The 26,846-nt window shown below is 61.0% G+C and carries 20 protein-coding genes and 1 pseudogene; 14 read left to right on the forward strand and 7 right to left on the reverse strand.

Going from position 1 to position 26,846, the window contains the following annotated elements; translation table 11 throughout:
• Nucleotides 1–20 precede the first annotated feature (20 nt).
• The 4 genes from KSS91_RS04040 (at nucleotide 21) to KSS91_RS04055 (ending at nucleotide 4,854) form a co-directional block, all read left to right on the forward strand.
• A complete protein-coding gene (locus KSS91_RS04040; RefSeq protein WP_217837127.1) occupies nucleotides 21–932 on the forward strand; it encodes a LysR family transcriptional regulator in 912 nt (303 codons plus the stop codon).
• 334 nt (nucleotides 933–1,266) lie between these two features.
• Nucleotides 1,267–2,712, forward strand: a complete 1,446-nt coding sequence (locus tag KSS91_RS04045) for a SulP family inorganic anion transporter (RefSeq protein ID WP_095965975.1) — start codon at nucleotides 1,267–1,269, stop codon at nucleotides 2,710–2,712.
• Between the two features lie 81 nt (nucleotides 2,713–2,793).
• Nucleotides 2,794–4,251 carry an N-acyl-D-amino-acid deacylase family protein gene (locus KSS91_RS04050; protein WP_217837128.1) on the forward strand — a complete coding sequence of 486 codons (1,458 nt, stop codon included), beginning with the start codon at nucleotides 2,794–2,796 and terminating at the stop codon, nucleotides 4,249–4,251.
• Nucleotides 4,252–4,485: 234 nt separating this feature from the next.
• Nucleotides 4,486–4,854 (forward strand): glyoxalase superfamily protein, encoded by a 369-nt coding sequence (locus KSS91_RS04055; RefSeq protein WP_015093365.1) that lies wholly within the window; start codon nucleotides 4,486–4,488, stop codon nucleotides 4,852–4,854.
• A gap of 41 nt (nucleotides 4,855–4,895) precedes the next feature.
• Here KSS91_RS04055 and gliR read toward each other — a convergent pair whose 3' ends face one another.
• Nucleotides 4,896–5,924: an AraC family transcriptional regulator GliR gene (gene gliR / locus KSS91_RS04060; protein ID WP_126049152.1), complete on the reverse strand. Its 1,029-nt coding sequence runs from the start codon at nucleotides 5,922–5,924 to the stop codon at nucleotides 4,896–4,898.
• Nucleotides 5,925–6,134: 210 nt separating this feature from the next.
• Here gliR and KSS91_RS04065 point away from each other — a divergent pair, with 210 nt between their 5' ends.
• The 8 genes from KSS91_RS04065 (at nucleotide 6,135) to KSS91_RS04100 (ending at nucleotide 16,716) form a co-directional block, all read left to right on the forward strand.
• Nucleotides 6,135–7,730, forward strand: a complete 1,596-nt coding sequence (locus KSS91_RS04065; protein WP_217837129.1) for an FAD-binding oxidoreductase — start codon at nucleotides 6,135–6,137, stop codon at nucleotides 7,728–7,730.
• A 5-nt stretch (nucleotides 7,731–7,735) separates the two neighbouring features.
• Nucleotides 7,736–9,325 carry a glycerol-3-phosphate dehydrogenase/oxidase gene (locus KSS91_RS04070; protein WP_217837130.1) on the forward strand — a complete coding sequence of 530 codons (1,590 nt, stop codon included), beginning with the start codon at nucleotides 7,736–7,738 and terminating at the stop codon, nucleotides 9,323–9,325.
• A 20-nt stretch (nucleotides 9,326–9,345) separates the two neighbouring features.
• Complete coding sequence (locus KSS91_RS04075; RefSeq protein ID WP_217837131.1) at nucleotides 9,346–10,914, forward strand: FGGY-family carbohydrate kinase; 1,569 nt, start codon at nucleotides 9,346–9,348, stop codon at nucleotides 10,912–10,914.
• Nucleotides 10,915–11,153: 239 nt separating this feature from the next.
• Nucleotides 11,154–12,455 (forward strand): phospholipase C/P1 nuclease family protein, encoded by a 1,302-nt coding sequence (locus KSS91_RS04080; RefSeq protein ID WP_217837132.1) that lies wholly within the window; start codon nucleotides 11,154–11,156, stop codon nucleotides 12,453–12,455.
• 41 nt (nucleotides 12,456–12,496) lie between these two features.
• A complete protein-coding gene (locus tag KSS91_RS04085) occupies nucleotides 12,497–14,452 on the forward strand; it encodes a DUF1302 domain-containing protein (protein WP_217837133.1) in 1,956 nt (651 codons plus the stop codon).
• 134 nt (nucleotides 14,453–14,586) lie between these two features.
• Nucleotides 14,587–15,960, forward strand: coding sequence for a DUF1329 domain-containing protein (locus KSS91_RS04090; RefSeq protein WP_217837134.1), 1,374 nt, complete (start codon nucleotides 14,587–14,589; stop codon nucleotides 15,958–15,960).
• A 94-nt stretch (nucleotides 15,961–16,054) separates the two neighbouring features.
• Nucleotides 16,055–16,300: a FitA-like ribbon-helix-helix domain-containing protein gene (locus tag KSS91_RS04095; RefSeq protein ID WP_217837135.1), complete on the forward strand. Its 246-nt coding sequence runs from the start codon at nucleotides 16,055–16,057 to the stop codon at nucleotides 16,298–16,300.
• Nucleotides 16,297–16,716 (forward strand): type II toxin-antitoxin system VapC family toxin, encoded by a 420-nt coding sequence (locus tag KSS91_RS04100; protein WP_015093374.1) that lies wholly within the window; start codon nucleotides 16,297–16,299, stop codon nucleotides 16,714–16,716. The genes KSS91_RS04095 and KSS91_RS04100 overlap by 4 nt, the downstream gene beginning before the upstream one ends.
• Before the next feature lie 124 nt (nucleotides 16,717–16,840).
• Here the strand turns inward: KSS91_RS04100 and KSS91_RS28705 are convergent, their stop codons facing one another.
• Complete coding sequence (locus KSS91_RS28705; RefSeq protein WP_371317832.1) at nucleotides 16,841–17,704, reverse strand: methyl-accepting chemotaxis protein; 864 nt, start codon at nucleotides 17,702–17,704, stop codon at nucleotides 16,841–16,843.
• 42 nt (nucleotides 17,705–17,746) lie between these two features.
• Nucleotides 17,747–18,760: pseudogene (locus KSS91_RS28710) on the reverse strand (methyl-accepting chemotaxis protein); the annotation flags it as partial.
• 261 nt (nucleotides 18,761–19,021) lie between these two features.
• Here KSS91_RS28710 and pmrG point away from each other — a divergent pair.
• Nucleotides 19,022–19,693 (forward strand): lipopolysaccharide core heptose(II)-phosphate phosphatase PmrG, encoded by a 672-nt coding sequence (gene pmrG / locus KSS91_RS04110; RefSeq protein WP_217837137.1) that lies wholly within the window; start codon nucleotides 19,022–19,024, stop codon nucleotides 19,691–19,693.
• Nucleotides 19,694–19,724: 31 nt separating this feature from the next.
• On the forward strand, nucleotides 19,725–20,570 hold the full coding sequence (locus KSS91_RS04115) for a phosphatase PAP2 family protein (RefSeq protein WP_217837138.1): 846 nt from the start codon (nucleotides 19,725–19,727) through the stop codon (nucleotides 20,568–20,570).
• Between the two features lie 92 nt (nucleotides 20,571–20,662).
• Here the strand turns inward: KSS91_RS04115 and KSS91_RS04120 are convergent, their stop codons facing one another.
• The 4 genes from KSS91_RS04120 to KSS91_RS04135 all read right to left on the reverse strand — a co-directional run bounded on the left by KSS91_RS04120 (nucleotide 20,663) and on the right by KSS91_RS04135 (nucleotide 26,604).
• Nucleotides 20,663–22,069, reverse strand: a complete 1,407-nt coding sequence (locus KSS91_RS04120; RefSeq protein WP_217837139.1) for a DUF2252 domain-containing protein — start codon at nucleotides 22,067–22,069, stop codon at nucleotides 20,663–20,665.
• Between the two features lie 126 nt (nucleotides 22,070–22,195).
• Nucleotides 22,196–22,558, reverse strand: coding sequence for a DUF6124 family protein (locus KSS91_RS04125; protein WP_217837140.1), 363 nt, complete (start codon nucleotides 22,556–22,558; stop codon nucleotides 22,196–22,198).
• A 162-nt stretch (nucleotides 22,559–22,720) separates the two neighbouring features.
• Nucleotides 22,721–23,182: a cysteine hydrolase family protein gene (locus KSS91_RS04130; RefSeq protein ID WP_217837141.1), complete on the reverse strand. Its 462-nt coding sequence runs from the start codon at nucleotides 23,180–23,182 to the stop codon at nucleotides 22,721–22,723.
• A gap of 404 nt (nucleotides 23,183–23,586) precedes the next feature.
• A complete protein-coding gene (locus KSS91_RS04135) occupies nucleotides 23,587–26,604 on the reverse strand; it encodes a type I restriction endonuclease subunit R (protein WP_217837142.1) in 3,018 nt (1,005 codons plus the stop codon).
• Nucleotides 26,605–26,846 lie beyond the last annotated feature (242 nt).

Genomic DNA, 26,846 nt, shown 5'->3' on the forward strand with positions numbered 1-26,846 from the left:
ACTATCGATAAGGGACACACGTGAAAGCCAGATCCGATGAATTGCAGATATTCGTCTGCGTGATTGAATGCGGGTCGATTTCTGCGGCGGCCGAGCAGGTCGGGCAAACGCCTTCGGCGGTCAGCCGCACGCTGTCGCGGCTGGAGTCCAAGCTCGACACCACCTTGATCAATCGCACCACGCGACGCATGGACCTGACCGAGGAGGGCAAGTATTTCTTCGAGCATGCCAAGCGCATTCTCGATCAGATGGACGAGCTCGAAGAGCGCCTGTCCTCACGCCAGCAAACACCGTCCGGGCGGCTGCGGATCAACGCGGCTTCACCCTTCATGCTGCACGCCATCGTGCCCTACATCGAGGAATTCCGCAGGCTTTACCCCGACATCCAGCTCGAACTCAACAGCAACGACTTGATCATCGACCTGCTGGAACAGAGCACCGACATCGCCATTCGCATTGGCACCCTGACCGACTCGACACTGCATGCCCGCTCCCTGGGCTGCAGCCCGCTGCACATCGTCGCCAGCCCGGCCTACCTGGATAAGCACGGCACACCGCAAGCCGTGGCTGACCTGGCCAACCATACGCTGCTGGGGTTCACCCAGAACGAAGGCCTCAACCAATGGCCGCTGCGTTACGTGCATGGCGATCGCTGGCCGATCCAGGCGTCGATCAGCGCCTCAAGCGGCGAGACCATCCGCCATCTGGCACTGGACGGCCAGGGCATCGCCAGCCTGTCGCACTTCATGACCATCGAGGACATTCGTGCCGGACGCTTGAAAGTGTTGCTGGCCGAATTCAACAGCGGCTACCGCCAGCCGATCAATGCGGTGTACTACCGCAACTCGCAGCTGGCCTTGCGGATTCAATGCTTCCTGGACTTTATCCAGGGCAAGTTGGCGGATTATGCGAGCGCGGATTTCAAAGGCTGATTCGTGACTCCTGCGCAGAGGCGATCATCGTGGCGCGGCGCAAGCCTTGCTCGATGTCTTGCGCGGGAACTGTTGGGTTGGGTGCCGAAGCGCATGTCTGTGGTGGAGTGGATTCGCGACGAGATGGTGTGGATTCGCTATTAGACCGCGTCATCGTTCTTCGCGAGCAAGCCCGCTCCCACATTCGATCGCATTCCTTCTGACGGAGCGCGATCAATTGTGGGAGCGGGCTTGCTCGCGAAGACATTTTCGATGACACAGATGATGGCCGGTCGGCCCTCGATTCCGTAACATCCGCACACTCTTTTTTCGTCTCTCTGTATGCGGTCCCCCCATGAAAGCAAAACGTCTACGCGCCGATGTCCTGGCCGGGCTTACCACCTCCTTCGCCCTGTTGCCCGAGTGCATCGCTTTCGCCCTGGTGGCCCACCTCAATCCGCTGATGGGGCTCTATGGCGCGTTCATCATCTGCACCCTGACCGCGCTCTTCGGCGGGCGACCGGGCATGGTGTCCGGCGCGGCCGGGTCGATGGCCGTGGTGATCGTCGCGCTGGTGGTGCAACACGGCGTGCAGTATTTGCTGGCCACGGTGTTGCTGGGCGGGCTGATCATGATGGCGTTCGGGCTGCTCAAGCTCGGCAAACTGGTGCGCATGGTGCCGCACCCGGTGATGCTCGGCTTCGTCAACGGCCTGGCGATCATCATTGCCCTGGCGCAACTGGAGCACTTCAAGGACGGTGAGGCCTGGCTGAGCGGCACGCCGCTGTACATGATGCTTGGCCTGGTCGCGGTGACCATGGCCGTTGTCTACGTACTGCCGCGCCTGACCCGTACCGTACCGCCGGCGCTGGTGGCGATTCTCGGCGTGGGCCTGGCGGTGTATCTGCTTGGCTTGCCAACCCGCACCCTGGGCGACATGGCGCACATTGCCGGTGGTCTGCCGACGCTGGCGCTGCCGGACATTGCGTGGAATCTGGACACCCTGCGCATCATCGCGCCCTACGCGATCCTGATGGCGCTGGTCGGGTTGCTGGAAACCCTGTTGACCCTCAACCTCACCGACGAAATCACCGAGAGCCGTGGCTACCCGGATCGCGAGTGCGTGGCGCTGGGAGCGGCGAATGTGGTGTCCGGTGCATTCGGCGGCATGGGCGGTTGCGCCATGATCGGCCAGACCGTAATCAACCTCAGTTCCGGCGGCCGCGGTCGCTTGTCCGGGGTGGTGGCCGGGGTGTCGATCCTGCTGTTCATCCTGTTTCTGTCGCCGCTGATCGAGCGTATTCCATTGGCCGCGCTGGTCGGGGTGATGTTCGTGGTGTCGCAACAGACCTTTGCCTGGGCCTCGTTGCGGGTGCTGAACAAAGTGCCGCTCAACGACGTGCTGGTGATCATCGCGGTAACGGTGATTACCGTGTTCACCGACCTGGCCACCGCAGTGCTCTGCGGCATCATCATTGCGGCGCTGAACTTTGCCTGGCAGCAGGCCCGCCAGTTGTATGCCGACAGTCATCTGGAGAACGACGGCAGCAAGCTGTATCGGGTGCATGGCACGCTGTTCTTCGCCTCGACCACACCCTTTCTCAATCAGTTCGATCCGGCCAATGACCCGGCGCAAGTGACCCTGGATTGCCAGCACCTGAGCTTTGTCGACTACTCGGCCATCGCCGCGCTGGGCACCTTGCGCGAGCGCTACGCCAAGGCTGGAAAACACTTGCGAGTGCTGCACTTGTCCGAGCGCTGCAAAAAGCTGCTCAAGCGCGCCCGGATGCAGCACGACTGAACTCAGCCATTCGATCTTTCCCACGCTGAGCGGGGAAAGATCGGCCGGTCGGTGATGATCACCTGCCGCAGGGAGACTGACATGCAGTACGACACGCTGATTCGTAACGCCCTGATCATCGACGGCAGCAACAGCCCCGGTTATCCCGCCGACGTGGCCATTCTCAGCGGGCGCATTGAGCGTATCGGCGACTTGCGCGATGCCCGTGCCAACGAAGAAGTCGACGCACAGGGCCATGTGCTGGCACCGGGTTTCATCGACGTGCACACCCATGACGACACCGTGGTCATTCGTCAGCCGCAGATGCTGCCCAAGCTCAGCCAGGGCGTGACCACTGTGATCGTCGGCAACTGTGGGATCAGTGCTTCACCGGTGAGTTTGCGCGGTGATCCGCCGGACCCGATGAACCTGCTCGGCATGGCCGCTGCGTTCGTTTATCCGACCTTCCGCGACTATCGGGCGGCGGTCGAAGCGGCGAACACCACGCTGAACGTCGCCGCTTTGGTGGGTCATACCGCGTTGCGCAGCAACCACCTCGACGATCTGTTCCGTACCGCCACAACCGAAGAAATCACCGTGATGCGCGAGCAGCTGCGCGAAAGCCTTGAGGCCGGTGCGCTGGGCCTGTCCACTGGCCTTGCCTATGCCAGTGCCTTCTCGGCATCGACCGATGAAGTGATGCAACTGACCGAAGAGTTGAGCGCATTCGGCGCGGTCTACACCACACATTTGCGCAGTGAGTTCGAGCCGGTGCTGGAGGCCATGGACGAGGCGTTCCGGATTGGTCGCCATGCGCAAAGCCCGGTGATCATTTCCCACCTCAAATGTGCCGGTGCCGGCAACTGGGGGCGCAGTCCGCAGTTGCTGGCGTCCCTCGAACAGGCGGCGAAGACCCACCCGGTGGGCTGCGACTGTTATCCCTACGCCGCGAGTTCATCGACCCTGGACCTCAAGCAGGTGACCGATGCCCACCGCATCACCATCACCTGGTCGACGCCGCATCCGGAGATGGGCGGCCGCGACCTGATGGACATCGCCGCCGAATGGAACCTGTCGTTGCTCGATGCCGCCCGCCAACTGCAGCCGGCCGGTGCGGTGTACTACGGCATGGATGAGGCGGATGTGCGCCGGATCCTCGCGCATCCGCTGTCGATGGTCGGCTCCGACGGCTTGCCGGAAGACCCGTTCCCACACCCACGCTTGTGGGGCGCATTCCCCAGGGTGCTCGGACATTTCAGCCGTGACGTAGGACTGTTCCCGCTGCACACCGCCGTGCACAAAATGACAGGGCTGTCGGCGGCACGCTTCGGTTTGAAGGCACGCGGTGAAATACGCGAAGGCCATTGGGCGGACCTGGTGTTGTTCGATCCGGCGACCATTCGGGATGTGGCTGATTTCAACGATCCGCAGCAGGCGGCACAAGGCATCGAGAGCGTATGGGTCAACGGTGTGTTGAGTTACCGCGATGGCCAGGCCAACGGACGCAGGGAAGGGCGGTTTTTGGCGCGGCAAGGGGATTTGCGCACGGGTTTTCAGTGAGTTTCGCGGATTGCGTCACAGTGATGGCACTTTGAGATTAAAGATTGGCATTTCCGCGCCGAAGGACTGACATCAAACCCGACTACCATTGCGGGTCGGTACGTCTATGTAGGAGCGAGCTTGCTCGCGATGGACAAAAGAGCGCCGCGTTTATCCAGTAGAGACGCGTCATCGTTAACGACCATCGCGAGCAAGCTCGCTCCCACAGGTTTTTCAATGTCTGGGAGCAACCCGATGAACTTCGGTAAAACCACTCCGGTCCTGCGTATTTTCGACGAAGCCAAGGCAGTGGAGTTCTACGTCGATTTCCTCGGTTTCAAGATCGACTGGCAACATCGACTTGAAGCGGATTTCCCGCTGTACCTGCAAATCTCCCGTGGCGATTGTGTGCTGCATTTGTCCGAACACCATGGCGACAGCACGCCGGGTTCTGCGCTGCGGATCGAGACGGATGAGCTGGAGCAGTTTCAACAGCAACTGTTGGCCAGGGAATACAGATTTTCCCATCCACAGATTCAGGCCATGCCCTGGGGCAGCCAGGACATGACCATCGCCGACCCGTTCGGCAATCGGTTGGTGTTCACCAACGCGATCAGTCTCTGAACCTTCAACCCCTGAGCCTTCAGCCCCTCAGACTTAAGCCATCAGCCTTCGTTCGGTACCCGGTGGGTTTGGCGAAACTCGCCGGGCGGCATCCCGCGTCGGCTTTTGAACGTGCGGTGAAACGAGCGGGGTTCGGTGAAACCCAGGTATTGGGCGATGTCCTGAATCGGCAAGGTGCTGTTGAGCAGGTAATGCTCGGCCAGTTCCTGGCGCAGGTCATCGAGGATCTGCTGGTACGACGTACCGGCCTGATGCAGCTGGCGTTGCAGTGTGCGCACCGACACGGCGAGATGTTCGGCCACCTGCTCCTTGCGTGGCAGGCCCTCCTTGAGCAGCTGGCGCAGGATGCTTTTGACCCGCTGTTCCAGCGACGCGTCCTCCAGTGTGGCCATCAACCCCTGGGCATGTTCCTCCAGCGTGCGCAGCAATTGCGCATCGGCCTGGCGCAAGGGCAACTGCAAATACGGCAACGGCACAATCAGCGCCGAATAAGGCTGGTCGAACAGTACCGGGCAGTCGAAGAACTGCTCGTACTCTGCCAGCGTCGTGTCGGCCGGGCAGGCATGTTCCAGCCAGACGGCGGCCGGCGACATTTGCGTGTCGGCGATCCAGCGCGCGTATTGCAGCCAGGAGCCGAGCACGTTTTCCACCAGGTGCCGGCGAATTCGCGGGCGTTGATGGCGGCAGGTCCAGATCAGGTGCACCTCGCTGCCTTGCACCTCGGCGCGGCTGACACCCATGTCTCCTACCAGTTTCTCGAACGGCATGATGCGGCTCATCGCATCGCCCAGTGTCGCGCAATTCATGGTGATGTAACCCAGCACGCTCCAGGAGTTGGGCAACACAAAACGCGCGGCGTTGAGACCGAACAACGGATCGCCCGAATGCTCGCAGAAATAATCGAGCAGCCGTTCATGGGCTTCACCGGGCAACCGCAGGCTGTTGTCACTCAACTGCTGCGCCTGCAACCCGGCAGCCGCCAACGCAGGCTCGATGGCCATGCCCAGTTGTTCGGCATGACGCAGGTATTTGAGCAGCGGCGGAACGGAAGTGAAGCCCAGGGATTGCATGATCGTATTCCTTTGATCAAGGCCCGCGTGCGCGGATGAATGCGCTGAAAGGTAATTTGAAAGCACGACTAAAGTAAATGGCTGACGCCTGCGCGACGTTTGACTCAATTGGCTACTCGAACTGGCCCGATGCGACCGTGACACTTTCCGGCGGCTGACTAGTATGGGGGCCTGAAATATCACTGATCAGAACCGCAAAAGGACACACGCATGCGACGCTGGAACGGCTGGGGAGATGCAACCACGGTGGTCGAACTACCGGCCCAGGGCGCGAGTTTTCTCGCCCGGCGGATAGGTGACGGTCGAGCGCTGCCCGACGCGACGCTTGAGACGGCATTGGCCCGCGTGCCCCCGTCGCGGTTGCAGCAACACTTCCTGTACAGCGTGGATGCCCATGATCGTTTGCTGCATGCTCGCGGCCAGAGCCTGCCGGACTGGCTGGCGTTGCGTGAGGGCGCGCTGGGCAATTATCCCGACGCCGTGGCCTATCCGACGAGCGCTGAACAGATTCGCCGTTTACTGCAGCTCGCCCATGAACAGGACCTGTGCCTGATTCCTTATGGCGGCGGCACTTCGGTGGCCGGTCACATCAATCCGCCGAGTTCTGCGCGGCCGGTGGTGACGGTTTCCCTGGCGCGGATGAATCGCCTGCTGGACCTCGACGAAGAGAGCCTGCTGGCCACCTTCGGCCCCGGCACCAGTGGTCCGCAGGTGGAAAGTCAGTTGCGTGCCCGTGGTTACACCCTGGGGCACTTCCCGCAGTCATGGGAGTTGTCGACCCTGGGCGGTTGGGTCGCCAGCCGCTCCAGTGGCCAGCAGTCATTGCGCTATGGGCGGATCGAGCAACTGTTCGCTGGCGGAACCCTGGAAACCTTTGCCGGACCTTTGGACATTCCCTCCTTTCCGGCCTCGGCGGCCGGCCCCGATCTGCGCGAGTTGGTGCTGGGTTGTGAGGGCCGTTTCGGAATCATTTCCGAGGTCAAGGTACGGGTCAGCGCACTGCCCGCCGATGAACGTTTCTACGGGGTGTTCCTGCCCGATTGGCCCAAGGCGCTGCAAGCCATCCGCCAGTTGGCCCAGGCGCGCGTGCCGCTGTCGATGCTGCGCCTGTCCAACGCGGTGGAAACCGAAACCCAGCTGGCACTGGCCGGTCACCCGCAGCAGATCGCCTGGCTGGAAAAGTACCTGGCCCTGCGCGGCGCCGGTGAGGGCAAATGCCTGCTGACGTTCGGTGTGACCGGCAACCGTCGGCAAAATGCGCTGTCCCTGCGTCAGGCCCGGCAGCATCTCAAGGCGTTCGGCGGGGTGTTTACCGGCACCTTGCTCGGCAAGAAGTGGGCGCAGAACCGCTTCCGCTTTCCCTACCTGCGCGAGAACCTGTGGAACGCCGGTTACGTGGTCGACACCCTGGAAACGGCCACCGACTGGAGCAACGTCGATAACCTGCTCACGCTGATTGAAACCAGCCTGCGTGAGGCCTTGGCGGCGCAAGGCGAACGGGTCCACGTGTTCACCCACCTGTCCCACGTCTACGGCGAAGGCTCGAGCATCTATACCACCTACGTGTTTCGCCCGGCGGCGGATTACCCCGCCACCCTGGCGCGCTGGCAGGCACTCAAGCAGGCGGCCAGCCAGACCATCGTCGACAACCACGGCACCATCAGTCACCAGCATGGCGTGGGCAAGGACCATGCGCCGTATCTGCTGCGCGAGAAGGGCGCGCTGGCGATGGACACCCTGCAGGCATTGAGTCGGCACTTCGATCCGGCCGGGCGACTGAACCCTGGCACGCTGTTGCAGGAGTGATGGCCATGAGCCTGGACTGGAACGCGGCGTGGCGTCAGCAGGTGCTGCCGACGCTGGCGGCTGAAACCTGGGACCTGATCGTCATCGGCGGCGGCATCAGCGGCGCCGGCATCCTGCGCGAAGCAGCGCGCCGAGGGTGGCGTTGCCTGCTGCTGGAACAGCGCGACTTCGCCTGGGGCACCTCCAGCCGCTCTTCGAAAATGGTCCATGGTGGCTTGCGTTACATCGCCAAGGGCCAGTGGCGCCTGACCCGCGATTCGGTGCGTGAACGCCAGCGGCTGCTGGACGAAGCGCCGGGGCTGGTCGAGCCGATGAGTTTCATGATGCCGCATTACCGTGGCGGTTTTCCCGGACCGCGGGTGCTGGGTGGATTGCTGTCCATCTATGACGCGTTGGCCGGGCGGCGCAGCCATCACTTTCATGACGCGCAGCAACTGCGGTATCTGGCACCCGGGGTGAAGGAAGATGACCTGCTGGGTGGCACCTGTTTTGTCGATGCGCTGACCGATGATGCCCGCCTGGTGATGCGCGTGTTGGGCGAAGCCCGGGCCGACGGCGCCGTGGTGCTCAACGGCGTGCGCGTGCAGCAATTGCTGCGTGAGGAGGGACGTGTTTGCGGGGTTCAGGTCGAAGACTGCGAGGGGGGCGGATCACTGACATTGCGTTGTGGGGTGTTGGCCGTGGCCACGGGCGCGTGGGCCGAGCGCTTGCGCCTGCCCGATGAGCCTCGCCAGTTGCGCCCGTTGCGTGGCAGTCATCTGTTGTTCCCGGGCTGGCGTTTGCCCGTGGCGCAAGCCTTCACCTTCCTGCACGAGCGTGACCGTCGACCGGTGTTCGTTTTCCCCTGGGAGGGTGCCACGGTGGTCGGCACCACGGACCTCGATCATCGCGAAGATCTGGATCAAAGCGCGAGTATCAGCGCTGAGGAACTCGACTATCTGCTGGCGGCTTGCACTCAACAATTTCCCGGCGCTGAAGTGGTCGCAGCCGATGTGCTGTCGACCTGGTCGGGCGTGCGCCCGGTGGTTGGCAGCGTGGCGGGTGAACTCAAACCGTCGAATGAAACTCGTGAGCATGTGCTGTGGCAGGAGCCGGGTTGCGTGACCCTGGCCGGCGGCAAGCTGACCACCTTTCGCCCGCAGGCGATCGAAGTGCTCAGGGCCTGCGCGAGCATGCTCGAGCGGCCCTTCAATGATGACGCCGCGCCGGTTTTCGCCGTCGTGCCGCCGCTGGCGATACCGGGGCTCAGCGCCAGCCAGTGGCGGCGTCTGGCCGGGCGGCATGGTCGTGACCTGCCGAGGCTGGCGCAACTGATCGCCCGATTGGGCCACGAAACGGTAGGCAGCACGGACACCTTGTGGGCGGAACTGGCCGTTGCCTGCGAGACGGAAATGGTTCTGCATCTCGATGACTTGCTGCTGCGCCGCACCCGCCTGGGCCTGCTGCTGCCGCGTGGCGGCGAGGATTGTTTCGCGGCCATTCGCCAACTCTGCCAGCCGCGACTGGGCTGGGGCGATGAGCGTTGGCAGCAGGAGATACAGCGTTATCGGGCGTTGTGGCAACGCCATCACGGATTGCCGGATGCCACGCACTGATGCCCATTGAAGAGAGCTCCATGGATAACCACCCGAACAAGCGTTACCTGTTGGCCATCGACAATGGCACCCAGAGCGTGCGCGCGCTGCTCTTCGACCTGCAGGGCAATCTGCTGGGCAAAGGCAAGGTCGAGTTGCAGGCCTATTACTCGGCACAACCTGGGTGGGCCGAGCAAGATCCGGAATATTACTGGGAGAAACTGGGTGAAGCCTGCCAGCAGGTGTGGCAGCAAACCGGGATCGATCGCTCACAGATTGCCGGCGTGTCCCTGACCACCCAACGCGGCACGGTGATCAACGTCGATGCCCAGGGCAAGCCTTTGCGCCCGGCCATTTTGTGGCTCGATCAGCGTCAGAGCGAAGTCGAAGGCGGTATCAAGGGACCGTGGGGCTGGTTGTTCAAACTGGTCGGCGCGCAAGCCACGGTGGACTACTTCCGCGCCCAGGCCGAGGCCAACTGGATCGCCCGCCACCAGCCTGAAGTGTGGGCGGCGACCGACAAGTTCCTGCTGCTCTCGGGGTTTCTCACCCATCGTCTTTGTGGGCGCTTTGTCGATTCCGTGGGGTGTTGCGTCGGTTACTTGCCCTTCGACTTCAAACGCCTGAAATGGGCCGCACCCACCGACTGGAAATGGCAGGCGCTGGCGGTGCGTCCCGAGCAACTGCCGAGTCTGCACAAGCCCGGTGAAACCCTGGGCTACATCAGCGCCGAGGCCAGTCGCCACACCGGCATTCCCGAGGGGCTGCCGCTGATTGCCGCGGGTGCCGACAAGGCCTGCGAAGTCGTGGGTTCCGGTGTCGTCGATGCCAGCACCGTGTGCCTGTCCTACGGCACCACGGCGACGATCACCAGCACCCGCTCGCGCTACCTGGAAATCGTCCCGTTGATTCCACCTTACCCGTCGGCGGTGCCGGATCAATTCAACTGCGAGGTGATGATCTATCGCGGCTACTGGATGGTCAGCTGGTTCAAGAACGAGTTCGGCCTGCGGGAAATGCAGCAGGCCAAAGCCCAGGGCGTGGAGCCCGAACAACTCTTCGATGCGCTGGTCGAGGCCGTGCCGCCGGGCTCCATGGGATTGATGCTGCAACCCTACTGGTCGCCGGGCATCCGCGAGCCGGGTGTGGAAGCCAAGGGCGCGATGATCGGCTTCGGCGACGTGCACACCCGCGCGCACATTTACCGGGCCATCCTCGAAGGCCTGGCGTATGCCTTGCGCCAGGGCATGGAGAAGATCGAGAAACGTTCGGGGGTCTCCATCACGCGCTTGCGCGTCGCCGGTGGCGGCTCCCAGAGTGATGCCGCGATGCAACTCACGGCGAACATTTTCGGCCTGCCGGCCGAGCGTCCGCATGTCTACGAAGCCTCCGGCCTGGGTGCGGCCATTTGCTGCGCGGTGGGGCTGGGACTGCACGCGGATTTCCCCACGGCGATCGCCGCCATGACGCGGGTCGGTGCAGTCTTCCTGCCGCAACCCGAAGCGCAACAGGTCTATGAGCGACTGTACAAAGAGGTCTACCTGCGCATGTATCGACAGCTCAAGCCGTTGTACCAGAGCATCCGCAAAATCACCGGTTACCCCGCCTGAAAAAACACCGTAGATCTCCCTGTGGGAGCGGCTTGCTCGCGAAGGCGATGTGTCAGTGACATCAATGGCGACTGACACTCCGCCTTCGCGAGCAAGCCCGCTCCCACAATGAAGCGTGGTGTTTTTTGCGCCGTGCATGTGGCGCTATCGGAGAACTTTTCTGGTGAGATTGGACAGTGTCAGGGGCAGGGTCGGTTGTTAGGCTCAACCCTCACTGCACATCCAATAAGAACCAGGCAATGAAGCTGACATTCCTCCTGTTGCTGCTTTGTGGAACGGCGCCGATGGCGTGGGGCTGGTCCAACCATACGGTGGGCAGCTACCTGGCGCTGCAGGACCTGCCGGCCTTGCGCGATGCACCGCAGGTCGAAGTCGAGCCTTTGGAGCAGTTTCTCTGGCAACAATACGAGGCGGTGAGCGCGTTGCTCGACGAGCAGGAGCGCTTCTCCCGCGAGCACTTCGCCCAGTACCCGCCGCGCCCCGACAACCTGCGATTGCCAGCCGTGCCCGGGGACAATCTGCGCCACGACTTCCTCACCGCACTGCGCATCAATCCCGGGATTCATCTGGCGATGGTCATCCAGCCGATGCCGGGCAAGGATCAACCCGAGCGTGAGCACCTCAAGGCCGAGCAGGTCATGGTCGAGCAGACCCTCTCGCCATGGAATCGCCAGCGCTTCATCGTCGTCGCTGACCACGAACAAGTCGCACCCTTGGCCGTGTTGGCCAGCGCCGCCGATGAGCCGGATTACGGCCACGACATCAACCTGTTCAGCGACAACCCCGGCGACGTCGGCACGCTGTACGGCTTCGGCCCGCAGCCGTTCGGTGACGCGCGGTTTCAGTACAGCTCCCAGGCGCCGTTCCACATGGGGTTTTTCCATGAGAGCCCGGTGGTGTACGCCGCTGCCGGATTTCTCCAACGCAGTTGGCCCGACTGGCGCGCCTATCAATACATGGGGTTGGCGCGACTGGCCTTTGCCACCGGCCATCCATATTGGGGTTATCGCTTTCTCGGCTGGGGCCTGCACCACATTCAGGACCTGACCCAGCCTTATCACGCCAAGCCATTGCCCGGTGTCGGCCTCGCCAGTCTGCTTCTGCTGGAAGGCAAGGCACTGGCCGGTTTCGCGGCGGACAAGCAGGCGTCCATCGAGCGCGTTGCGACCCGGCACATGGAAGTGGAGAAGTATCAGTCGAGCTGGCTGCGTCGTTTGCTGCGCACAGGCCAGCCTCACCCGATGCTCGACGCCTATGCCGATTCTGCCCAGGACACCCGATACCCGCCGTACTCGGTGGATTACCTGCGCGAAGTGGTGAGTGCCGAGTCCGTCGACGAGTCCGCAGCGTTCGATCAAGCCATCGGCCAATGGTTGGATACAGCACCGATCACCGGCGATTTCAGCCGCGGTAATCAGCTGCAGCGCGAAGACTTCGACCATCCGGCACTTAACCGACAGCTGTTCAAACTGCTGGGGCATTTCGGCGCACACAGCCGGATTTATGCCGGTGCGGGATTGGCGCCCCAGCCATCGCAGTAACGCACACAAAAACAATAAATCCAGGGAAAGAGGAACAGATCATGAGCACTCGATTTCGCCTGTCTGGCGCGGCGCTTCCCGGTGTGGGCCTGGCAGGGCTGCTGCAACTGTGCGCGGTCGACGGCGTGCAGGCCGAGGAGTTCAGCGTGCTGGACAACCAGGTCACCGGTTCATTCGACAGTACCTTGTCCTATGGCCGCTTGTGGCGGGTTCAGGGCCGGGACAAGAACAACGACGACGTCAACACCAACGACGGCAATCGCAACTTCGACACCGGGCTGGTTTCCGAGGTGTACAAGATCACCTCGGAGCTCGAGGCCAACTATCAGAACTACGGGATGTTCGTGCGCGGTACCGCGTTCTATGACACCCAACTGATGGACAAACGCAACGATTACTACCGCAACAACAACCCGTCGCAACCCAGTCAGAGTTACCCGCAGGACGACCATTTCACCAGCCAGACCCGCGATATCGCCGGCAGCCGGGCGGAGTTGCTCGACGCCTACCTCTATGGCAATTGGGACGTGGCGCAGATGCCGGTCACCGTACGTATCGGGCGCCAGGTGTTCAACTGGGGCGAAGGGATTTTCTACCGTGGCGGGATCAACACCACCAACCCGGTGGATGCGGCCAAGTACCGTTTGCCCGGGGCCGAAGTCAAGGAAGTGCTGGTCCCGGTGGAGGCGCTGAGCTTCAACATCGGCCTGACCGACAGCCTGACCATGGAAAGCTTTTACCAGACCAACTGGAAGGAAACCCGCATCGACCCGGTCGGCACGTTCTACTCGCAGACGGACCTGTTCGCCGACGGCGGCAACACCGCCTACAACAACTTCAGCGGTACCGCGCTGGACACCCCGGTGCCTGGCTTCGGTAACGTGATCGATCTGTACAGCGCGCTAGGCAACAACCCGCTGCTCAACCAGGCCCTGAGCACCACCGGCCTGTACGCCAACGGGGTCACCCCGACCTTTGGCAACACCGTCAAGGTGGCCACGGTCGGCAAGGATTTCAACGCGCGCAACGACGGACAGTTCGGTTTCGCTTTTCGCTATATCGCAGAAGAGTTCAACAGCACCGAGTTCGGGTTGTACATGGTCAACTACCACGCCAAGGAGCCGACCATTTCCGCCGACCTGGGCGGGTACCAGGGCATCGATATGAATGCCCTGACCAACCTGTTGGCCGGTGTCGCCGGCAGCCAGGCGGGGCAGTTGGCCAACGGCCTGGCGACCGTGGATGTGCTGGGCAATATTCAGGCGCACCGGCGTTACGCCGAAGACATTCGCATGTACGGCTTCAGTTTCAACACCACCCTGGGCCAGGCGTCGGTGTTCGGTGAAGTGGCGTATCGGCCGAACCTGCCCATCGGGGTCGCCGCCACCAACGACCTGATCGGCGACCTGGCCAACGGCGCCGCCGCAGCGGCAGGTGGCCAGACCATCAACATCGGCGGGCAGCAGGTCACGCTCGACAGCCAGATCAATAACGCCGAGCGCGTGGAAGCGTTCAACACGTCCCTGGGCACCATTTACAACTTTGGCCCGAGCCTGTCATTCGACTCGATGTTCGGCGTATTCGAGCTGGCGTCCGAGCACCTGCGAGGCAGCAGCCTGCAATACACCGCTTATGACGGCAGTAACCGTTACTACGCGGGCACCGGTAACTTTTCCTATGTGTCCGGTGGCGAGCGCGGCGACCAGGTCAACCGCAACTCCTACAGCTACACCGCGATGCTCAACGGCACCTGGAACGACGTGTATGCCGGGGTCAACGTCTCGCCCTATGTCGTCTACAAGGATGACTTCGAGGGCAACAGCTATCAGGCGGGCAACGTCATCGAGGGTCGCAAGGCCTACACCCTGGGGATCAAGGCCAACTACCAGAACAGGCTGGAGGCCGAGCTGCAATACACCGAGTTCTATGGCGGCGGGCAGGACAACGGCCTGCGTGACCGCGACAACATCGGCTTCAACCTCAAGTACTTCCTTTGATTGCTACACGCAGACCCTGTGTGGGAGCGAGCCTGCTCGCGAAGAGGGCGGCACATTCAACACAGATGTCGCCTGAAAAACCGCTTTCGCGAGCAGGCTCGCTCCCACAGGTTTTTGTATTTCGGAGAACGATCATGTTTCACACTTCACGACTGACCAAGACCACGCTGGCGCTGTTCCTGAGCCTGGCCGCCGGCAGCGCGCTGGCCGCGGTCACGCCCCAGCTGGCCGAGCAACTGAAAACCACCCTGACCCCATTGGGCGCCGAGCGTGTCGGCAACGCCGCCGGGACCATTCCGGCTTGGACCGGCGGCATCACCCAGGCGCCGGCGGGCTACAAGCCAGGCCAGCATCACCCGGACCCGTATGCGGCGGACAAGCCGCTGTTCACCATCACCAAGGCCAACCTTGAACAGTACAAGGCCCACCTCAGCCCGGGTCAGGTCGCCCTGTTCAACAGCTACCCCGACACCTTCCAGATGCCGGTCTATCCCTCACGCCGCTCTGGCTCGGCGCCGCAGTGGCTGTATGACAACACCTTGAAGAATGCGACCGCGACCAAGCTTCTCGATGGCGGCACCGGTTTTGCCGATGCCTATGGCGGTGTGCCGTTCCCGGTGCCCAAGGACGGGGTCGAGGTGCTGTGGAACCACATCACCCGTTATCGCGGTATCTATGTGGTCCGTCGTGCCTCGGAAGCGCCGGTACAACGCAACGGCAGCTTCGCGCTTGTGACCTCGCAACAGGAGGGGCTCTTCAACTATTACCGCCCGGGCGGGCAATTCGCCGACCTGAAAAACGTCCTGTTTTACTATCTGGCGTTCGTGAAGAGCCCGGCCCGCCTGGCGGGTGGTGCGGCCTTGGTTCACGAGACCCTGGACCAGCTCAAGGACCCGCGCCAGGCCTGGGTCTACGATGCCGGCCAACGTCGTGTGCGCCGGGCGCCGAACCTCGCGTATGACACCCCGATCGCCTCGTCCGACGGCCTGCGCACGGCGGACGATACCGACCTGTTCAACGGCTCGCCGGACCGCTACGACTGGAAGCTCAAGGGCAAGCAAGAGGTCTACATTCCCTACAACAACTACAAAGTCGGCAGCCCTGAGGTGAAGTACGCGCAGTTGCTCACACAGGGCCACCTCAACCCGCAATACACCCGTTATGAGCTGCACCGGGTCTGGGTGGTCGAAGGCACGCTCAAGCCAGGCGCGCGGCATATCTATTCCAAGCGCGTGCTGTTTCTGGACGAGGACAGTTGGGGCGCCGCGTTGGTCGATCAATATGACGGGCGAGGGGAGTTGTGGCGGGTGTCGATGGCCTACCTGAAGAACTTCTACGACCTGCCCACCACTTGGAGCGCGCTGGACGTATTCCATGACTTGCAAGCACGTCGTTACTACGTGCAGAACCTGGATAACGAAGAGCAGGGCACTGTGGACTTCGCCCAACCGGTGCCGGAAGACGCGTACTTCATGCCGTCGGCATTGCGCCAGCGTGGGACGCGGTAAAAAAGGCCGTTAACCACTTGGCAGCTCGTCAGGTTTTGGTCGGTCAGAATGTGCTAGTCTGCAATCAATGATTTCATTGATTGCAGGAGGCATCATGGCCAGCATCACGATTCGAAACCTTGATGATCAGCTCAAGGAGCAACTGCGCATCACAGCGGCTCACAACGGACATTCCATGGAAGAAGAGGCTCGCCTGATTCTGGGCAGAGCCTTGACGACTGTTGATCGCGCCGGTGGACTTGGAAGCAGGATCCGCAACAGATTCAACGCCATCGGCGGAGTCGAGCTTGATCTGCCAAAGCGTTCAGAGAAAGCAACGGCGGTGGATTTTTCTGAATGATAGTGCTCGATACCAACGTTCTTTCAGAGTTTATGCGAGTGGAGCCTGAAACCCGGGTGCTTGCCTGGGCTGATGCGCAGCCATCAATGGATCTGGCAGTCAGTGCGGTGACGGTGGCAGAAATACTTCACGGAATCGCGCGCCTTCCATCTGGCAAGCGCAAACAAAAACTTGAAGCCCATGCCATGGCAATGTTCGAAGAGGACTTTGCCGGACGCATTTTGCCGTTCGATGCTCATGCCGCTGTTGAGTACGCAGCGTTGACAGCGGGTGCTGAAGCAAACGGGCGTGCAGTTTCAATGGCAGATGCGCAAATTGCCGCCACTTGCCGAAGCCATGGGGCTGCCATAGCCACCCGCAATGTTCGAGATTTCGAGTTCAGCGGTGTTGAAGTGATAGATCCCTGGATGAGCTGAGCTCCCCTGTAGGAGCGAGCTCGCTCGCGAAGAACTTGCCAGCGCCGCGGTCATTCAGAATGCACGCGTTTTCGTTGACCACCATCGCGAGCAAGCTCGCTCCTACAGGACGAGCCTGAATTCATCAAACGCGGAAGTGGCTCACCATCTGCTGCAATTGACCACCCAACCGCGCCAGTTCAACGCTGGACTTGGCGGTCTCATCGCTCGCCGCAGCCGTCTGTTCCGACACATCGCGCACGTTGATGATGCTGCGGCTGATCTCCTCGGCCACGGCGCTTTGCTGTTCGGCCGCAGCGGCGATCTGCTGGTTCATCGACTGGATGTTGGACACCGTGCGGGTGATGCTCTCCAGTGACTCGCCGGCCTTGCGGGTCAGGGCCACGCTGCTGTCGGTGAGGACGCGGCTGTTGTTCATCACGGCGGACACTTGTTGCGTGCCGTTCTGCAGGCCGGCCACCAGGCCTTCGATTTCCTCGGTGGATTTCTGCGTGCGCTGGGCCAGGCCGCGGACCTCGTCGGCCACCACGGCAAAACCACGACCGGCTTCACCGGCGCGGGCCGCTTCGATGGCGGCGTTGAGCGCCAGCAGGTTGGTCTGTTCGGCCACGGCCTTGATCACGTCCATGACGCTGCCGATCTTGTCGCTTTCCTGTTGCAGCACGCTCATGGCTTCGGTGGAACGTACCACTTCGCTGGCCAGACGCTCGATCTGGGCGATGGCTTCGTTGACCACTTTGTCGCCTTCACGGGCTTCACCGTCCGCCGCCGCAGCGGCTTGCGAAGCTTCTTCGGCGTTGCGCGCGACTTCCTGCACGGTGGCGGTCATCTCGTGCATGGCGGTCGCGACCTGATCGGTCTCGACTTTCTGGCTGTTGACCCCGGCGCTGGTCTGTTCGGTCACGGCCGAGAGCTCTTCGGCGGCGCTGGCGATCTGGGTCACGCCGTCGCGGATGCCGCTGATCAAGTCGCGCAGGGTCACGCCCATGCGTGCGATGCCTTGCTGCAACACGCCGAGTTCGTCACGACGAGTGACCAGCACGTTCTGGGACAGGTCGCCGCTGGCGATGCGGTCGACCACCGCCAGGGTTTCGCGCAATGGACGGGTGATCTGGCGCGTGATGACCACGGCGGCAATGATGCCCACCAACAATGCCAGCAGCGTGCTGATCAGTTGCAGCGTGCGCGCCCTGGCGCTTTCTGCGTCACGGCGGTCGAGCTGGATCTGATACAGCTGATCGCTCTGGGACACGATGGCGGCGCCCTGGTCGGTCATTTCCTTGCGCGCTTGCACCGCGTCATTGCTGGCGGCCTTGTAGGCCTGCAAGGCACTGCGGTAGTTGCCCAGCGCGGTTTCCAGCTGACGCAGGGCGTCTTGCTGGGTGTCGGCGAAATGCGCGTTCAGCGGTTTCAGGCTGGCGATGGCGGCGTCCAGTTGGCCGACCGCTTTTTGCTCGGTTTCGATATTGGTGGTGGCGGTGTAACCACGTACTTCGTAACGCGCCAGCAGGAACGCTTCCTTGGCCGATGTAATGGCCTGGAACTGTTCGAAGCGCTGGTCGCTCAGCGGCATTTGCTGCACGCGGGTGTTGATCTCATTGATCAGCGTTTGGGCGGTTTCGGCGTTGGCGCTCATGGCGTCGCGGGCGCTGTTGCCGGCGCGATAAGCGTTGCGCATTTTGCCCAGGGACGTCCTGTAGGCGTCGATCACGGTGCCTTGCTCACGGAGCAGCTTGAGGTTTTCCGGGCTCTTGAACTTCGCCAGCAGGGCCTGTTGCTGGGCCGAGAAGGCGTCAAGGGTGGTCTGCACGCCCTGCGCGGCGGTTTCGTCGCCGTTGGTCAGCATGTATTGCAGGCGAACCACGCGCAGCTTGGTCAGGCCGGCGTTGAGCTGGGTGATGTCGCTCATCCAGTTGCTGCGGTCGATCAACCCGCCCAGGCTGGTCCAGCCGGTCAGGGCGAGGACGCAGGTCAGTGCCAGCACAAGGCCAAACCCAAGGCCCAGTTTCAGGTTCACGCTGATGTTGCCGAACCAGCTATTCATCAAATTCCTCCAGGAACGTAGTGCTTCTTTTTTCGTCGGTTGGCTGGAAGATTGTTTTTTTTGGGGGCCGCCAAGCTGTGTAAGCAGGATGTATCGGCAGCAATGGCGGGAGCTGAAAGGATTTTTCCAAACGGATTCTGTAACAAGATCTTTACAGCGCTTTTAAGCTTTTTTTCACACGGGTTTCACCCGCCGCCGACGCACGCATCTTTAACCTCCGGGGATCTGATGAGGTGGTGCGTGCCGGCGAGGCGGCTTGATGTGGAATTAAGACTGAGTCTTTTCGGGATAAAACGCTCGATCGACCTGAAGCGCTTCACCCGCTATCGCAACGCTGCGGTGGTGTTGGCCTCGGCGCTGCTGGTGATCCCGTTGACGGTGTTTTTACTGCGACCGGCCACCGTTTCGGACCTGGCGCATGGCAATGTGCGCGGTGCACAGGCGTTGATGAAGGAGTGGGCCAAGGGCGACCTGATCGTGCTGGTGCGCCACGTCGAACGCTGCGATCACTCTTCAGCTGCCTGCCTGATCGGCAACGATGGCATTACCGAGCGTTCGCGCAGTGTTGCCACAAAAGTCGGGGCGCAATTCCGTAACCTGGGCCTGGACAAGGCCGATATCTACCACAGCCCGATCCTGCGAACGGCGCAGACTGCCGGCTTCATGTTCAACAAGGCCGGCGCGGGCGAAGACTGGCTGGTCGGTTGCAAGGGCAGCATGCTGCGCGACGCGTTGGCGCACAAGGTGGCCGGGCGTAACCTGATTCTGGTGACCCACAGCGAATGCATGGCGCAACTGGAAAAAGACCTCGATTTGACGACTTCAACCCTGGGTTACGGGGCGTCTCTGTTTATCTCCGCCGAAACGCCGAACAGTCCGCGCATGCTTGGTTTTATCGAAGCATCGGATTGGCCCACGGTGACACCCCGTTGAACTTCAGCCTCCCTTTGAATCAGGATTGAGCATGCAGACTGCCTCCCGCTACCGCTTTTATTGGGTGAACTTCGGTATTCCGCTGGCCTGCGCGGCCGTGGTGTTCCTGATGTTCGACATGACCCGCATCGACATCGCCTTCAACAACTATTTTTTTGACCCGGTGACGCAGACGTACCCGCTGGACCAGATCCACCTGTTCGAAAAGATCACCCACAAATGGGCGCGGATCATCCCGAACTGGACCGGCGAAATTGCGATTATCGGCGCCTTGCTGTCGTTCCTCTGGCCGCGCCTGAAGGCTGAAAAACACTCGAAAATCATCGCCTTCCTGGAAAAAATCAAAGTCGCACCGGTGCTGCGCTTTGCCAACCGCCATCGACGCGACTTTCTCTACGTGGTGTTCGCGTTTTCCATCAGCACCGGGGTCATTCACTACCTCAAGGGCCACACCAGCGTGTATTGCCCGATCGAGACGACACTGTACGGCGGCAAGATGCAGCACGTTGAGTGGTATGAAAATTTCGACCTGCTGAAAGTTGCCGGTGACGGCCGCTGCTGGCCGGGCGGACATGCCTCGGGCGGTTTCACCATGCTGGCGTTGTACTTCGTGGCTCGCCGTTATCGCTGGCGCTATGCCAAGGCGATCATGTACGGCTCGCTGACCCTCGGCTTCATCTACGGCACAACGCGAGTGCTGCAAGGCTGGCACTACATGTCCCACACCTTCTGGGCCGGGATCTTCGTGTGGCTGGCGTGTTTGCTGACGGCGCTGGCGTTTTACGGGCGAGCGAGGCTGGAACAGCCGGTGCTCTGCGAAGCGAATTCGCAGGCAAAAAAAAGCCCGCGGGAGGGCGGGCAAACCGTAGTTTCTTGAATGAGCGAGCGAAATGTACAGGCTGGCGCGAGAGGGTGGGGTGAAGAAAAATTCATCTCGAACAAAGCCCCGCACCAGAGCCTGCGACACCGCTACGGCAAATGATCGGCGGCAAAGTCGGCTTCCGACCGGGCACGTAAACGGCCCTTGCGGCAGGCTTGCTGGAAGCGCTCGAAATCGCGCTCGTTCTGCTCGGTATAGCCCTGGGCGTATTTATAAAGCGCATCGGCCAATGCCTCACTCTTGCCGATGTAGCCGCTGATCACCGCCGCCTGCCCGGAAGACTTGGCATGGGCGCGAGCCAGGGCCCGGCCGCAAAGCCGGCCATAGGCCGCGAAGGCATCGCCATCGAAGGTCTCGAGTTCGGCGGAGATTTTCATATCGCGCAATTGCCGCACATGGAAATGCCGCCCGCTGGGCCCGGTGGTCCAGCCGAGGAACAGGTCGCTGGCCGACTGCATCAGGCGTTGACCCTCGACCACACGCTGTCCTTCATGGCGCACCCGCGACCTGGCCTTCACGTAGCCGGCGAGCACCGAGCGCCGCGCTTCCTTGAATTGCAGGAACAGCGGGAACTGCTGATCGTCGGTCAGCAGCGCCACCAGGCAACGGGTGCCTGCACTGCCGACGCCCACCACCTTGAAGGCCATGTCCTGTACGTGAAAACGCGACAGCAGCTCACGGCGGTCCGCTTGCAGGGTGCCGCGATAGTCGCGCATGAAGGTGTCGTAGAGCGGACGCCAGTCCGAGAGGCGCAACCAGTCATCATCGGCGTCCAGCAGCGTGGTGTTCTTGTGCAGGTGGAAAATTTCCGGCAGGTCATCGCGAATGATCAGACGCCCATGGCCGTCGCGTTCGCTGATTTTTGGCAGCAGTTCGGCATGGGTACGACGCTCGGCTTTTTCGATGGCGCGTTCCACGTGTTCCAGGGTGCTTTGGTTGGCCTGCGCCAGCAGGTCGTTATAGCTGATGGATTCGTACCAGGTTTCCAGCGAACTTTGTTCGGCGCATTCGAGCATGGTTTTCTGATAGGCACTCACCACCTCATGGCAGATGCTGTCTTCAACCGACTCGCCATGGCGCAAGTCGCGGGTTGCCACCAGAAAACTCGCCACCAGGCGTTTCAAGTCCCACTCCCACGGCCCGGGGTGGGCTTCGTCGAAGTCGTTGACGCTGAACAGCAGGTTGCGTTCAGGCGTTGCGAAACCGCCGAAGTTCATCAGGTGGCTATCGCCACAAATCGGCGAAACCAGCCCCATGTGCGAGGTGCCCGCCAGGTCGTGGGCCTGCAGCAGCGCATTGCCGCGAAAGAAGGTGAACGGCGACACCAGCATGCGCCCGTAACGCAGCTCCACCAGCGATTTGACGCGTCCTTCACTTGACGCCTTGATCAGCGGTATCGGATCGCGATCGACATTGCCCAAGGCTGCTTGCGAACTGCGCGAGCACTTCTTGCGCGCATCCTTGCCTTGCTTCAAACGGTCGGTGAGGGTGGTCATGGGGGCCTATTCGACGGGTATTTTAGGGCGATTGCGAATGGAGTGTAGAAGGGCTTTGCGGGTTCATCCGAAGTGTTTGCCCGGCGACTGACCTGTCTGTCAGGCATCGGCATGTATCGATCCATCTCAAGCCTCTGCTTCGTCGAGTGGCGCGATGTTGTCCAGTGCCCGGTTCACCAGCAATTGCGCCAGCACGGCCAGTTGCTGGATTGCCAGGGCGATGTTGCGACGCGAACTCTCAAGCTCGCAGGCAAGATCGGTGCTCATGACGTTGAGCGAGGCGAGGGTTTCGCTGGCGTGGGTGAGCAGGGACGGTGTGTCGATGTCGGGGCGAATGGTGAAGACGTCGCTGACGGGGTCGAGGTGATTGGGGTTGCGCAGGCGGGCGCTGATGGCGGGTTCGGTGGTGTTGGAGAGGTTGGATAAGTCGGGTGATTCGGTTGTTGCATCAGGTGAAGAGTTTTGCAGGGTGGGGCTTTGGCTTTTCATGATGGAGATCCTGGTTTGTTTATAGGAGCTGCCCCGGTTTTCAGCCTGTCAAAGCCGGTCGCTGATTTTCAGCGACCCAGAAAGGCTATCGTCGAGAAGGAGGCCCCGCCAGTTCATGAAAGGCGATGCGTTTTGCGGGAAATGTCCTAGGACGCGGTGAAGTCACAGGTCGCTAGATTTCACCGTGTGCTTGAAATGATGCTCCCAAAGCCTGACCCCCAACCCGCCCGTCCGGTCCAGCGACGAACCCACCGTCAAATCCGTAATCAAGGTCGGCTGCAACCCCGCATCAAATAGCGCAAACCCCGCCGCCAGGCAGCAGGTTTCGGTCTGCAGGCCGCACACCAGCACGCGCTCGACGTTCAGGCTTTTCAGGTAGTCGATGGTTTGCGCTGTGGGGGCGTAGCCGTGCTTGATGAAAATGCGGTCGGCGGGGATCAGGCTGTCATCGTCCGGCGCGGGGTGCCAGCCAAGCTGTTTTTCGAAAGGGGTTATGGACTCGTCGTGACGCTCGACCGTGGCGACACTGGGCAGGGTGCCGATGAGTGCCCGGATACCGTCGACCAGCCACTGCGGCGGGGCGAAGCCGGGTTGTACGTCGATGATCAGGAGGGCTTGGCGCATGGGCTTCTCCGGGAGAGAGGGTGGTGACGCGGGGACCTGCGGTTGGAACATTCGGGCGGTTTCAATGGCTTCATCGCGGGCAAGCCCGCTCCCACAGGGGGCGGTATGAATTATTAAACCCCAGATGCAACAAAGCCCGCACTGGGCGGGCCTTGTCAGCTTTGGTTGGTGGGCCGGGGGGATTTGAAACAGCTCTGTAGCCATCTGTTTTTATTGGCTAATAATTGATCAGATGAACTCCTTGGAATACCAGCTGGAATGCTGCGTGGTCTGGCTTCCGATGGACGGTCATTGTTGAGTTCGGCCCCCTCCAGGGCTTCGAGGTTAAAGCTCCATGCGAATGGGCGTGGCGGCTTTAGCCGTATGGACCGGACATGCTGAGACACGCCGAGCTTGCACATATCTCAGCCCAGCATGCCCCTCATGCTCTGCTGCAACGAAGACTTGAGCGCTTCATCACTGGCTACCAGCCGGTAAAGCTCTAGGTCCTGGCGGCGGCGTATCAGCATGACTTCCTCGAAAATCTTCTCGAACGCCAGTGCACGGTGGTCTTCGTCCTGGCTCTTTTGGTACTTTGGCTCAAAGTCCGGATGCTCCTGAATGCCCTTTAGAATGCTCAGGAACTTCACGCGCTTTTCTTCCGTGGTCACCCCCCAGCCCTGGAACCAACGCTCGTTGAAGCTCTGGATGATTTGGTCCAGCAGGTCTTTTTCCTGCTCACCAGTATGTACCCCGCGCGGATTTGGGTTGGCTGGGTCCAGCTCGGTTTCCGCGTCATCCAACGCAATGCTGTGGTTCAACTTGACGCGTTCCAGCCCATAGGATGCGAGGTCGACCGAGTTGAGCAGAGCGTCGATTTCGTCGGCGTCTTTGTCCTGCACTTTGAGTTTCGGGATCAGGAACTTGAGGAACCAGAAAAGCTTTTCCCAGGCCACAATCTCATACGGCATGATCGAGGCCATCTGGCCGTAGATCTTCACAAACTGCTTGGCCTTGATTTTGAAATCGACCTTTGCCTCATCCTCCAACTCTAGTTCCACGTCGAAACGCTCGGCGGCGATATCGATAAGCACAGCGAGCTTTTCGGCATCGACGTTGTCGAAATACTGCGTGGCGAATGCCTCTACTTCCGGCCACTCGTAGACACCGACCTCGTCCAACTGGTCCTTGAGTTCGTGCAGCACATTGATATCCGTTGCTCCGGACAGGCTGGTGGCCGTGTAGAACGGGTCGAAGGAGGCTTTTATGTCCTCCACCTGGTTGAAGAAATCCAGAACGAACAGGTCTTCGGTCTTCTTGCCCCACTTGGGCGCGGCACGATTAAGGCGCGACAGCGCTTGCACAGCGAGTACGTACTGCAGCTTCTTGTCCACGTACATGGCACACAGCTTAGGCTGATCGAAGCCTGTCAGGTACTTGTTGGCCACTACCAGCAATCGGTATTCGTCGGTGTCGAACTTGTCTCGCGTATCCGCTTCTGCGAAACCGTTGATGCCGGCTTCGGTGTACTCGATACCATCAACCAATTTTTCGCCGGAGAAGGCAATTAGCGCCTTGAACGGGTTGCCGCGCGCTGCCAGCAAGCGGCTGATGGCCTTGTGATAACGGATAGCGGCTTCGATGTTTTGGGTTATGACCATGCCCTTGGCCTGGCCCTTAAGCTTTTTCGGCGTGACCACCTGCTCAATAAAATGCTCCAGCATCACCTCAGCCTTAACGTCGATGGTCTGCTGGTCGCGTTCGACATAGGCGCGTAGCTTCTTCTGTGCTTTCAGCGTGTCAAACAGCGGATTGTCCTCGATGGACTTCTGAATTTCGTAGTAGCTGCGGTACGTGGTGTAGTTGGCCAGCACATCGAGGATAAAGCCCTCTTCAATGGCCTGCTTCATCGAGTACAGGTGGAAGGGCGCGAAGCGGCCATCGGCCTGGTGCTCGCCGAACTTCTCCAGCGTGCTGTTCTTCGGCGTGGCGGTGAAGGCGAAGTACGAGGCATTGCCGCGCATCTTGCTGTTCTTGATGGCGCTGAGGATCTTCTCCTGAGTGTCGTCTTGCTCGTCGCCGCCCATCACCTTGTTCATCGTGCCGTGGCTGCTACCGTCCTGCGAGCTGTGTGCCTCGTCGATGATCACGGCAAAGCGTTTGCCGGCCATGTCGTCGATGCCATCCACGATCACCGGGAATTTCTGGATGGTGGTAATGATGATTTTTTTTCCCTGCTCCAGCGCCCGCTGGAGGTCAGAGGACTTCAGCGCGGGAGCGATGATGTTTTTCACCTCGGAGAACTCGCGTAGGTTCTCGCGCAATTGCTTGTCCAGCAGGCGGCGGTCGGTCACCACAATCACCGAGTCGAACAGCGGCACATCTAGAGCGCGAGCGCCGGCAACCTCCAGCGAAACCGGATAGGTTTCTATCAACTGATAGGCCGCCCAGGTGATGGAATTCGATTTGCCAGAGCCGGCCGAGTGCTGGATCAGGTAGCGCTGACCCACACCATGCTGGCTGGTATGCATCACTAGCCGGCGCACCACATCCAGTTGGTGGTAGCGCGGGAAGAACAGCGTACGCTTGGCCAGTGGCATCTTGCTGCTGCCGTCCAGGCGCACAAAGTGCTGGATGATGTTGGCCACACTTTCGCGGCTGAAAATTTCCTGCCACAAGTAGGCGCTCTTGTGCCCGGCGGGGTTGGGCGGGTTGCCAGCCCCGTGATTATGGCCCTTGTTGAATGGCAGGAAGAAGGTCGCGACACCCGCCAACTTGGTGGTCATGTAGACCTCGTCGGTGTCTACCGTCATGTGCACTAGGCAGCGGCCGAATTGCAGCAACGGCTGGCCCGTGTCGCGGTTCTGCTTGTACTGCTTTTGCCCGTGATAACGGGCGTTCTGGCCCGTCCAGGGGTTCTTCAGCTCCAGCGTGGCGAAGGGTAAGCCATTGATAAACAGCACCAGGTCGATCTCTTCTAGCGGATTACTCAGGGAGTAACGCACCTGGCGGGTGCTGCTGAAGATATTCGCCGCAAACTGCTTTTTGACCCGCTCCGAACTGCTGGCAAGTGGCGCGGGGTACATCAGGTTGAAGTGCACATCGTCGATGGCCAGGCCGCGCTTGAGCAGGTGCAGCACGCCGTACTTCTTCGCCAGCCGGTCGAAGCGTTCGAGGATGCGCAGATCCCAATCGTCGTAGCGTTGCTTGAGACGCTCCAACTCATCGCACTGGCTGGCCTCAAGAAATTGCCACAAGCAACGGCTATCCACGGCATAGCGTGCCTTGAAATCCGAGGTGCTGCCCCGTTGATAGCCGTGGTTGGGGCCTGCAGGCACCTGTGCTGGGCTGTTGCGGATCGCCGCCAGCTCCTCTAGGCAGGTGCCGGTGAGGTATTTCTCGATGCTCGCTTCCAGCGCCTGTTCGTTGGTCTTGCTTACCATGCCGGCTTCCTTGTGCCTGTCGTAGCTGCCAGGCTAGCCCGGCGTTCAGTACGGATGTCTAGAAATGTCTAAAGCTATTCAGCCAACGGGGGTTAGACATTCGCCGTCACCCACCTGAATTAACACTAAACCATTGATTTGAATGGAATAACGGCCGTGAGCAGGGCTGGTTGACAAGCCGCAGAAAGTCTGGCGGCTCGGCTTGTTCGTCTAATGCTATTTGCTCAGTCATATGAGCGTTA

It is taken from the genome of Pseudomonas azerbaijanorientalis (assembly GCF_019139795.1).
GTDB classification, from domain to species: domain Bacteria; phylum Pseudomonadota; class Gammaproteobacteria; order Pseudomonadales; family Pseudomonadaceae; genus Aquipseudomonas; species Aquipseudomonas laurylsulfatiphila.

Coding starts and splice junctions, on each gene's coding strand:
- KSS91_RS04120 (WP_217837139.1), bottom strand. CDS start 22,069: ATGACCACCCTCACCGACCGTTTGAAGCAAGGCAAGGATGCGCGCAAG.
- KSS91_RS04085 (WP_217837133.1), top strand. CDS start 12,497: ATGAGCACTCGATTTCGCCTGTCTGGCGCGGCGCTTCCCGGTGTGGGC.
- gliR (WP_126049152.1), bottom strand. CDS start 5,924: ATGCAATCCCTGGGCTTCACTTCCGTTCCGCCGCTGCTCAAATACCTG.
- KSS91_RS04075 (WP_217837131.1), top strand. CDS start 9,346: ATGGATAACCACCCGAACAAGCGTTACCTGTTGGCCATCGACAATGGC.
- KSS91_RS04130 (WP_217837141.1), bottom strand. CDS start 23,182: ATGCGCCAAGCCCTCCTGATCATCGACGTACAACCCGGCTTCGCCCCG.
- KSS91_RS04095 (WP_217837135.1), top strand. CDS start 16,055: ATGGCCAGCATCACGATTCGAAACCTTGATGATCAGCTCAAGGAGCAA.
- KSS91_RS04055 (WP_015093365.1), top strand. CDS start 4,486: ATGAACTTCGGTAAAACCACTCCGGTCCTGCGTATTTTCGACGAAGCC.
- KSS91_RS04050 (WP_217837128.1), top strand. CDS start 2,794: ATGCAGTACGACACGCTGATTCGTAACGCCCTGATCATCGACGGCAGC.
- KSS91_RS04125 (WP_217837140.1), bottom strand. CDS start 22,558: ATGAAAAGCCAAAGCCCCACCCTGCAAAACTCTTCACCTGATGCAACA.
- KSS91_RS04115 (WP_217837138.1), top strand. CDS start 19,725: ATGCAGACTGCCTCCCGCTACCGCTTTTATTGGGTGAACTTCGGTATT.
- KSS91_RS04045 (WP_095965975.1), top strand. CDS start 1,267: ATGAAAGCAAAACGTCTACGCGCCGATGTCCTGGCCGGGCTTACCACC.
- KSS91_RS04065 (WP_217837129.1), top strand. CDS start 6,135: ATGCGACGCTGGAACGGCTGGGGAGATGCAACCACGGTGGTCGAACTA.
- KSS91_RS04100 (WP_015093374.1), top strand. CDS start 16,297: ATGATAGTGCTCGATACCAACGTTCTTTCAGAGTTTATGCGAGTGGAG.
- KSS91_RS28705 (WP_371317832.1), bottom strand. CDS start 17,704: ATGGGCGTGACCCTGCGCGACTTGATCAGCGGCATCCGCGACGGCGTG.
- KSS91_RS04090 (WP_217837134.1), top strand. CDS start 14,587: ATGTTTCACACTTCACGACTGACCAAGACCACGCTGGCGCTGTTCCTG.
- KSS91_RS04070 (WP_217837130.1), top strand. CDS start 7,736: ATGAGCCTGGACTGGAACGCGGCGTGGCGTCAGCAGGTGCTGCCGACG.
- KSS91_RS04080 (WP_217837132.1), top strand. CDS start 11,154: ATGAAGCTGACATTCCTCCTGTTGCTGCTTTGTGGAACGGCGCCGATG.
- KSS91_RS04135 (WP_217837142.1), bottom strand. CDS start 26,604: ATGGTAAGCAAGACCAACGAACAGGCGCTGGAAGCGAGCATCGAGAAA.